This window comes from Sodalis-like endosymbiont of Proechinophthirus fluctus (assembly GCF_001602625.1).
Taxonomy (GTDB): Bacteria; Pseudomonadota; Gammaproteobacteria; order Enterobacterales; family Enterobacteriaceae.
Map to the genome: position 1 here is coordinate 1,062 of NZ_LECR01000020.1, position 6,641 is coordinate 7,702.

Annotated in this window: 9 protein-coding genes and 1 pseudogene; 6 read left to right on the forward strand and 4 right to left on the reverse strand. The window is 52.6% G+C overall.

All coding sequences use genetic code 11. The features are described 5' to 3' along the window. Positions 1 to 235: 235 nt before the first annotated feature. A complete protein-coding gene (gene nudE, locus BG74_RS02135; RefSeq protein WP_066596267.1) occupies positions 236 to 799 on the forward strand; it encodes an ADP compounds hydrolase NudE in 564 nt (187 codons plus the stop codon). Between the two features lie 395 nt (positions 800 to 1,194). Here nudE and BG74_RS20230 read toward each other — a convergent pair whose 3' ends face one another. From BG74_RS20230 to BG74_RS20240, 3 genes and pseudogenes are all read right to left on the reverse strand, one after another. After that, positions 1,195 to 1,500: a hypothetical protein gene (locus BG74_RS20230; protein WP_066596270.1), complete on the reverse strand. Its 306-nt coding sequence runs from the start codon at positions 1,498 to 1,500 to the stop codon at positions 1,195 to 1,197. Beyond that, positions 1,501 to 1,611, reverse strand: a complete 111-nt coding sequence (locus tag BG74_RS20235; protein ID WP_439895634.1) for a hypothetical protein — start codon at positions 1,609 to 1,611, stop codon at positions 1,501 to 1,503. A 25-nt stretch (positions 1,612 to 1,636) separates the two neighbouring features. Next, positions 1,637 to 2,144 (reverse strand): annotated as a pseudogene (locus BG74_RS20240) (transglycosylase domain-containing protein); the annotation flags it as partial. Positions 2,145 to 2,674: 530 nt separating this feature from the next. On the opposite strand from BG74_RS20240, the gene BG74_RS18750 reads away from it, so the two are divergent. Further along, entirely contained in the window at positions 2,675 to 2,800 is a 126-nt protein-coding gene (locus BG74_RS18750; RefSeq protein ID WP_256364188.1) for a hypothetical protein, read from the forward strand. Positions 2,801 to 3,424: 624 nt separating this feature from the next. Here the strand turns inward: BG74_RS18750 and BG74_RS02145 are convergent. Continuing rightward, a complete protein-coding gene (locus tag BG74_RS02145) occupies positions 3,425 to 3,700 on the reverse strand; it encodes a hypothetical protein (protein ID WP_066596272.1) in 276 nt (91 codons plus the stop codon). An 800-nt stretch (positions 3,701 to 4,500) separates the two neighbouring features. Between BG74_RS02145 and BG74_RS02155 the strand changes: the two genes are divergently transcribed. The 4 genes from BG74_RS02155 to BG74_RS15945 form a co-directional block, all read left to right on the forward strand. Beyond that, on the forward strand, positions 4,501 to 4,683 hold the full coding sequence (locus tag BG74_RS02155; RefSeq protein WP_066596275.1) for a hypothetical protein: 183 nt from the start codon (positions 4,501 to 4,503) through the stop codon (positions 4,681 to 4,683). A gap of 205 nt (positions 4,684 to 4,888) precedes the next feature. Next, on the forward strand, positions 4,889 to 5,128 hold the full coding sequence (locus tag BG74_RS02160; protein ID WP_066596276.1) for a secretin GspD/PilQ domain-containing protein: 240 nt from the start codon (positions 4,889 to 4,891) through the stop codon (positions 5,126 to 5,128). Positions 5,129 to 5,461: 333 nt separating this feature from the next. Continuing rightward, a complete protein-coding gene (aroK, locus tag BG74_RS02165) occupies positions 5,462 to 5,983 on the forward strand; it encodes a shikimate kinase AroK (RefSeq protein WP_066596277.1) in 522 nt (173 codons plus the stop codon). A gap of 41 nt (positions 5,984 to 6,024) precedes the next feature. Next, positions 6,025 to 6,641 (forward strand): 3-dehydroquinate synthase family protein (locus BG74_RS15945; protein WP_244267167.1); only part of this gene is annotated, 617 nt, incomplete at its 3' end.

A 6,641-nucleotide genomic window follows, 5' to 3' on the forward strand; every position in this document is an offset into this window, starting at 1 on the left:
AAAATAAAACCATCGTACAGGCAAGAACGCCAGCTAATATAAAGACGATTGCACTCATGCTAACCCTACCCACAACCTCATAAATACCATACCAAAATTATACTCCACCGTTTTGACGGAGTGAGAAGGGTGTTCGCGCAGACAGGTTGCGGCCTGGTCCCTTATTAACGCACAATGTTAACCAACCCGATGGCCGGGCATTCCCTAGCCCTCTTGCGCAATTTGCGGGAACGATATGGATAAGAATCTGAAAAAACCCAAAATACACCGCGTGGCGACCGTTGCTCAGTCCCGCTTGTTCACTGTTGAATCCGTCTATCTAGAGTTCAGCAATGGCGCGAGGCGGGTGTATGAGCGCATGAAGCCTTCCCATCGCGAGGCGGTGATGATCGTGCCAGTACTGGATGACTATCTTTTGCTGATCCGCGAGTACGGCGCCGGCATTGAGGATTACGAGCTGGGTTTTCCAAAAGGGCTTATCGACCCCGGCGAAGGGGTGATGGAGGCGGCCAACCGTGAACTGGTGGAGGAATCAGGGTTTGGCGGGCGCGTCTTTACTTTTTTGCGCCGCCTGAGTATGGCGCCGTCCTATTTCTCCAGCAAAATGCATATCGTAGTGGCGCAGGATCTCTATCCCCAGCGGCTACAGGGGGATGAGCCGGAGCCACTGCCACTGGTACGTTGGCCGATAAAACATATGCTGGAGTTGCTGGATGAACCCGATTTTTGCGAGGCACGTAGTGTGAGCGCACTGTTTCTCGCCCATGCTTGGCTCAATCAGGAGCCACGATCAAAATAGATCCTGCCCGGCACAAACAGAGTTCATGCACGACCCGCTCTTTCGACTAGGTGCCGTCGATAAAGTATTCCTCCCGGCTGTTGCCGCTGTCATCGGACAACTTGCTGCTGTTCTTATCGATAGTGACGGTAACTATTCCCGGCAGAGGATCCTGTTTCTCTTTGGGAAATGCTCTTCAGCGCTATCTTCATATAATCATCCTAGGTAGGCTAGGCGCTTTTAGCACCACTCTCGGCGCCGGAAATATGATCTCTTATGGCGCCTGAAGCCGTCGTTTTTCCCAAATTATGGAGATGATCGTGGAAACTCACCCATATGGTGGTAATCGTATCGGGATATAACCGGGGAACCAGGCGTCTTTGGAGTCGCTATTTGTACCGGTTTTGTCACTAATATCATGGCGATTTAAATCGTGGGCGGCACGCCAGAATGGTGTACTCATAGCCGGGTTCGACGAAGATGCTGCTGTTGAGAGCGCCACGCATTAAAAACGACAGCGGCGTGCTAATCACGTGGGGCATAATACAGCTGCTCCCAGTCCGTTGCTGTCTGTGCCGGTGAAACCCGTTCCATTCGCGCCATCGGCACCGTACCGTTAGCGTCGACTGGAGTGAGAAGGCCACATTTTCAATACCGTCGTCCGACAGCACCGCCGATTTCGGCGTATCGCCGTAGATAACCGCAAATCGCAGCTGGCGCAACTACCGTCGGTTGGCGGTAAACAGCACCTGATCATTTTCATCGGTAATTTTAGTGATAAGATAGGGGTCGACCAGATAACCGCCGTTGGCCAGTACCGCATAGCCCAGCAACAGCTGCAGCGGGGTGAAGAAGCATGCCCAGCGCTAGCGATTCGGTGTTAGACAATATTCTGTGCCTGGAAGCTGAAAGGATTTCATCCTTGCTTAGCAGTTGCTTAATATCCGTACCGCCAAAAATGCCTCTTTGATTTTACAAATAAGCGTTCGTTCTGGGTTTAAGAAAAATTGTGGGCCAGCTGCTGAGTATAATAAGTACTATCGCCCTGCGAGGCGTAGCCGGAAAGCATGGCAATAGAGATCGCGCGCAAAATGCCTATCGGATCCACACCGGTGATGCTCGTAGAACCGGCCGCCTTCTGTAGCGACGAAGGCATGCACTAATTCCTGTACCATTTGATCGAGCCTGAGCGGGATGCGGAGTTTTTCACCATATTGAGCGATACTTTTTTTGAGCGATAACTCTGTCGTCCGCCGAGAAGACCTGCATTAGCGTTTGCAGGCGGATTTATTTCATCGTCGCCATATCGGTCAATTGGTGCGATATAGGGGTACATGCTATATATCGAAGCGGCTCTAAACAAAATTCAACATACTATAAAGATAAATAAATATTTTACGAATTTCACCTGTGAGAATTCCCACTTTTTATCATTTTGGCAGTTTATAAACAACCGCGCGCTAGTATCAAGGTTAGCTATTGGATACCTAATTTAAGTCACCAGCCCCAGGGAAGGGAAATCATGGTGTTTGACAGCTGGCGGATAGGCATGGATATAGAGCTGAACCGGACGTCCCGTGAGCTAGCTTTGTCGCGCGAGCGGGCGCAATGGCGCTGTCGCGTCTGGTGGTAATCTCCTTTAATGGGGAATAACCCGCAGGGCTATCCCTGCTCTGTGGCGGCCACGATTGATGCGCTGCGCCGCTAGTGTCTCTCGGTCTAGCTTTACCTGACGGGACTACCTGTCAGGCTGATACGCCTGCCGGCGCCCGACCGTCGCTTCAGCGAGAGCGCGCCTACAGCTGATATCTCGAAAATCAATTGCGCCGCCGTCTGCAGAATCTTCCAGCGGCGCTGGCCTGGGACTAGTGTCTTGATGTCGCCCAGCCCGGCCGTGTGCTAGTCTTCAGCTCCCGGCTGCCGGCGCTGATCCCCTCGCGCCGCTATCTGCGCGCCGCCGGGTTGCCCGCGCACCGGCTGGATTTTTCCTTTGACGCCGGGGCGGTGGCGGACTGCCACTAGCTGTATCGAGCTTAGCCCGGCACCGGAGGGCGGGAAACTGTGGTCGTCGTTCGACGCCTTACGTACTTATGGAGGTGGTAATCCGTGCTTGGTGCCATGCAGCGCTGGCGCTGGATGACCCCCTATGGAGCAGCTGAACCTGTAGCCTCGGCGGCAGGCTAGTCTTCGGCGGCGCGTCCGCTGCCTGCTGTTGTTAACTCTGGCGCCGCTATTGTTGGCGTTATCATTTATCTCCATACCTGCCGCCTATATTGGTGCCATCAGCACTGGAAATCTATCTAGCTGAAACGCAACGTCAGCCCCCTGCAGCGCAGCGACCAGCTTTATGTCAGCGACTGTAGTGAAGGTTATCTGCCGGTGGTGGCGCTGCGACACCGGCTAACGGATTCACACAATTTTTCCCGATTTCCGCTGGCGGGAGAGGTCAAAAGGCGGCGTGACGCGTCGCACTGGCAATTTTCCCTTGAGCAGCCTGGCAGTGGGAACAAGGGCGCTATCGGCCGGTAACTAAGATGGCTGGGGTAGGTAAGCGTTGGTGGCGACCGTCGTTATTTATGCCAGCAGCATGTGGTTGTTCTACCCGGAAAATCGCCGTCTGGAGCAGATACAGCGCTAGTTCAATGCTCAACGCCATTCGCCGCGTGCGATCGCATCGGCATATCCATCGTCAAGCATGCAGAGAGGCGAGTCAGGGCGGCGTTTGTCTACCGGGCCGGGGCGCAGGATCTTTTGTTGCCGTTCATGATGCCAGGGCACGATCCCCCACCGCCGGGTTACGCTGGCGGGCAACGCCAGCAGAGAGCCATAGAGATGCCAGGATGGATGGTCGCAGTGACTGCGGACTTTTCCGGATTTTAGGGTGTACTTAGCAATATTGCGGCGCTTAATTAACGGCTGCATTGGCCTGCAGGCATTATTAAAATTGATACCCTAGGGATTTATGCTGGATTTCAGATAACCCATGTGGAGAATCAACGCCTGCGATCGAATAGGAGAACGACGATAGGGATATGCTGGATGGGGCATAATAAGACATTCTACGTGGAGCAGAGGGGGGCGGCATGACGCTAGGGCAGGTTTAGCGTAGGGCTGGCCTGTGGCCGCTGTTGGTCATTGTCCTTGCCGTCCCCGCGGCCGATCCGACTTCTCTATCAGCGGGTAGCGACGGCGCGGCGATACGGGATCGGTTCCGGTCGGTGCAGGATGAACCTGGTGATAACATCGGGCGTTAAGGGTGAAATTACACTGCGGCTGTATAGATTCCCTGGCGGCACAGGCGGCCTGCAGATGACGTGTCAAGGATAGATGCTGGTGATATATCAGCAGGAAGCGCAGAACGACTAACGTTAGGAAAAAAAGCGGCGACGACGACACTGATTAACCTATTAATCACCGCCGATGCGACCGACGTGATTCGCATTGACGCCCAGCGCACACGTCGCTATTGTTATCCAGAGACAGCATTCGGCTCGATAAGCGCACCAATTCGTCGGTGCTGATCGACGATACCGCCGCCGCTCTAGCCGCCGTGAGATTGAATAGCCGTATAGGATGTGCCGCCTGATAGGTGCTTATAATCGCCCATATCGTTACCATCAGCCGGGAAAACCTGCGCGGAGTCGGGGTCAACTGGCGCTACCGCGCGAACCGCGCCAGGAGAGTTGCTCTCGCCAACGTGAAAATGCCGGTCGATAGGCATTTTGCCTGGCATCGGGTTGCTGCTAGAGCATCTCAATGGCCGGATGCTAGAGCTGGAATTGACCATACTGGTTGACCACACTGGATCAGGAAACAAGGTAGATATTCTGGTCGGCCTGTGTCTTTATACTGCCCATCAGCAGACCGCCAGCATCAAGCAAACACGCAAATCCCGTACCCAATGACAGTGGCTACGGCAAGTATCCTTCTTATCCAGTTCAAAGAGGCGGTGCTGTGCATGGGGAAGTCACGCCGCGCATTCTGCGCAATAGGCGCAATAGGCGAAATAGGCGCAATAGGCGCAATAGGCGCAATAGGCGCATCACGCTGGATTTACGGATGAGTCAGAGTGTTCCAGGCAGTATCATCAAGCAGGGAGAGGGCTAGAGCATGACCATCGATACGGAAGAGATTAAAAAAAACCAGGTAACTATTGCAGACGGTGAGACTATCGTACTCGGCGGCATATTCCATTATCAAAAGCAGCGGAGCAACGATCAGGTGCCGCTATTGGCCGATATCCCGCTAGTAGGGGCGTTATTTAATCGCCAACGAGTTAATTATAAACAACGTGAGTTAGTTGTTTTTATTACACCCACCCGCATAGCGGGATATGCTATCGCTGCTTAAACCGGACGAAAAAGCAGGTATGTGGCAATAATTTATGCGTTTTTTTATGAGTTTTTTTCATCATCAATTTGATGCTATCGGCGATTTATCTTAAAATAGTAAGAAATTGAAAATAAATGATTTTTATTCAAATTTTATATCAGTGGTGATACAGAGGATCCTGCATGCGATGCAGGCATCAATTTAATCGGTTGCCAAACTGCCTGCAGTGTTGAGATAATTTTTGCCTGATTCTCGCACTAACGCTCATGATGTTTTAGTTTAGATCCCGCTGCTAATTTGATTGGCGGGGCGGGTTGTCATTAACGAATAATCTTAGTAGTACCGAAAAACATGGCAGAGAAACGCAATATCTTTCTGGTTGGGCCTATGGGTGCCGGTAAAAGTACTATTGGGCGTCAGTTGGCTCAACAACTTAATATGGAGTTTTTCGATTCTGATCAAGAGATTGAGCGACGCACCGGAGCTGATGTAGGCTGGGTATTTGATGTGGAAGGCGAAGACGGCTTCCGCGATCGAGAAGAAAAAGTCATCAACGAACTGACCGAAAAGCAGGGGATTGTGCTGGCCACTGGCGGTGGCTCCGTGAAATCGCGCGAAACACGCAACCGCCTATCCGCCCGCGGCGTAGTTGTTTATCTATATACCACCATTGAAAAACAGCTGGCCCGTACGCAGCGGGATAAGAAACGCCCGCTGTTGCAAGCAGAAGCTCCACCGCGCGACATTCTGGAAGCGCTGGCTCGCGATCGCAACCCTCTATATGAAGAAATAGCGGACGTCACTATCCGCACCGACGAACAAAGCGCCAAGGTTGTTGCTAACCAAATTATCAATATGCTGGGAAGCAGCTAATTTGAATTAACGAGATGTCGAAAAAGGTTATTGAGCATCCCATGGAGAGGATTACCGTTACATTAGGGGAGCGCAGCTACCCGATTACCATTGCTGCTGGATTATTCAATGATCCGGCGTCTTTCTGGCCGTTAACGCGCGGCGATGATGCCATGCTGGTGACCAATGACTGCCTCGCCCCTTTGTATCTGGACTTCCTGAGTGGACGACTGAGCCAGGCTGGTGCCAAGGTCGATCGAGTGGTCTTGCCCGACGGCGAGCAGAACAAATCACTGACGGTTCTAGATCACGTTTTCACCGCACTGTTGGAAAAGCCCCATGGCCGAGATACTACCATCATCGCGCTCGGTGGTGGCGTCATCGGTGATCTGGCCGGTTTTGCCGCCGCTAGCTATCAGAGGGGCGTGCGTTTTATTCAGGTTCCCACCACGCTACTTTCTCAGGTCGACTCGTCGGTGGGTGGTAAAACCGCGGTCAACCATCCTCTCGGAAAGAACGTGATTGGCGCCTTCTATCAACCCGCATCGGTGGTTATCGATTTTGACTGTCTAAATACGCTGCCGCGGCGGGAGTTATCCTCAGGCCTGGCGGAAGTCATAAAGTACGGTATTGTTTTTGATGCAGCGTTTTTCAAGTGGCTAGAGGACCATCTTGACTC

What these genes read in the sequence shown, in the direction of transcription:
- nudE (WP_066596267.1), top strand. Translation starts at nt 236, where the DNA reads ATGGATAAGAATCTGAAAAAACCCAAAATACACCGCGTGGCGACCGTT.
- BG74_RS02145 (WP_066596272.1), bottom strand. Translation starts at nt 3,700, where the DNA reads ATGCAGCCGTTAATTAAGCGCCGCAATATTGCTAAGTACACCCTAAAA.
- BG74_RS02160 (WP_066596276.1), top strand. Translation starts at nt 4,889, where the DNA reads ATGACCATCGATACGGAAGAGATTAAAAAAAACCAGGTAACTATTGCA.
- aroK (WP_066596277.1), top strand. Translation starts at nt 5,462, where the DNA reads ATGGCAGAGAAACGCAATATCTTTCTGGTTGGGCCTATGGGTGCCGGT.